The 1,747-nt window shown below is 71.3% G+C and carries 2 protein-coding genes; both read left to right on the top strand.

Annotated elements, in window-relative coordinates; genetic code table 11:
- Positions 1 to 167 precede the first annotated feature (167 nt).
- Complete coding sequence (rnk, locus tag IBL25_RS25990) at positions 168 to 617, top strand: nucleoside diphosphate kinase regulator (RefSeq protein WP_238940683.1); 450 nt, start codon at positions 168 to 170, stop codon at positions 615 to 617.
- 92 nt (positions 618 to 709) lie between these two features.
- Positions 710 to 1,255, top strand: a complete 546-nt coding sequence (locus IBL25_RS25995) for a DUF4142 domain-containing protein (protein ID WP_187781324.1) — start codon at positions 710 to 712, stop codon at positions 1,253 to 1,255.
- The last annotated feature ends 492 nt before the right edge of the window (positions 1,256 to 1,747 follow it).

The following is a 1,747-nucleotide window of genomic DNA, read 5'->3' on the forward strand; positions in this document are numbered from 1 at the left end:
AAGGCGCGCGCGCGGCGGAAACGCTGCGGCTGCTGGCGGTCGGCCAGCAGCGGGACGCGGAGCCCGGCCGCACTGCCTGGCTCGGCGAGGCGGCGGGCTGAGCCCCCGCGCGGCATGTTTTTCGTCCCGGGCCCGCTGTTGTGGCCCGCATGGAGAAAGGAAGCGAAATGATGAACTCTACCCAGGCAGCCGAGGAGGCGCGCCGCAAGGCCGCGGATGACGACCCGCCGGTGATGCTGTCCACCACCGATGCGGACCGGCTCTCCAGCCTCGCCGCCTCCGCCGCGCGGCGCAGCCCCGAGGTGGCGCAGCGCCTGCTCGCGGAGATCGACCGGGCGGATCTGCTGCCCCCCGATGAGCTGCCGCCCGATGTGGTGGCGATGTATTCCTATGTCGAATACCGCGACGAGGGCACGGGCGCGGCGCGCCAGGTGCAGCTCGTCTATCCGCATGAGGCCGATATCGCGCAGGGCCGGATTTCCGTGCTGACGCTGGTGGGGGCGGCGCTGCTGGGCCTGCGCGCCGGGCAGGCCATTCTCTGGCCGAAGCAGGACGGGCAGGAGCGGCGGCTGACGATCCTGCGGGTCTCGCCGCAATCCCTCGCGCCCCGGGCATGACGCGCCGCTAGGGCAATCAGGACGGCGCGGAAGGACAACGACCGGGCCGCAGCTGCGTTCAAGGCCAGTGGATCGGAATGGAGGAAATCCAGATGAAGCGGATCTTCTGTGGCGCGGCCATCGCCGTGCTGGCCCTGGCCGGCTGCGCCGAGACGCAGCGGGCGGCCGATACGACCGTGGCCGCCGCCAAGGCGCAGGTGAACCCGACGCTTTCCACCAGCGATGCCACCTTCATGACCACCGCGGCGCGGGGCGGCATGGCCGAGGTCCAGCTCGGCCAGCTGGCCCAGGCCAATGGCCGCTCCTCGGCCGTGAAGCGCTTCGGGGAACGGATGGTGCGCGAGCATGGGGAAGCCAACCAGGCCCTGATGGCCCTGGCCCAGCGCAAGCAGATCACGCCGCCGGACACGGCCGGCGCCGATAACCAGCAGGTCTACGACGAACTCTCCAGGCTGCGCGGCAGTGCCTTCGACCGTGCCTATGCCCAGGCCATGGTGCAGGCCCACCAGCGGGACCTGCAGGCCTATCAGGAAGAGGCGCAGAACGGCACGGATGAGGAGGTGAGGGCCTTCGCGGCGCGGCACGTTCCCATCCTGCAGGAGCATCTCCGCATGGCGCAGCAATTGCCGCAGCGCTGAGCCATGGCTGACTGATGGCCGGGCGCCGCCGCTCAGGGCGGCCCCCGGCCCAGCGGCCTGTCAGGAACGGCGGGCCGTGGTGGCGGTGCCGCCGGATGCCCGGCTTCCGGCGGCACGGTTCCCCCTGGGCGCCGAAACCTCCTCTGGCCGCCTGTTCAGGCCAAGGCTATGGTCATGCGCCACCTCCATTCGCCCTGGCGGCGGAGGTGCGGCGGGGCGGCGTGGTCATGGCAATGCAGGCTTGCATCATTCTGTCCCGTGGCAGGGACATCCGGCGGTGCCCCGAGGGGCGGATGCACGGCGCCCGCCCGGCCCTTCCGCCTGCATGATCTTTCCGGCTTTTCTGAGAACCCCCGCATGCGTCTCATTGTCACCGGCGGCGCCGGCTGATGCGCGCGTCCTGGCCGCCCCGCCCCCACCACCGGCCCCAGGCACAGGAACCATGACGGAAGCGACGACCATGAAGGGCATCATCCTGGCGGGCGGCAGCGG

The sequence above is a fragment of the Pseudoroseomonas ludipueritiae genome (assembly GCF_014490445.1).
GTDB classification, from domain to species: Bacteria; Pseudomonadota; Alphaproteobacteria; order Acetobacterales; family Acetobacteraceae; genus Pseudoroseomonas; species Pseudoroseomonas ludipueritiae.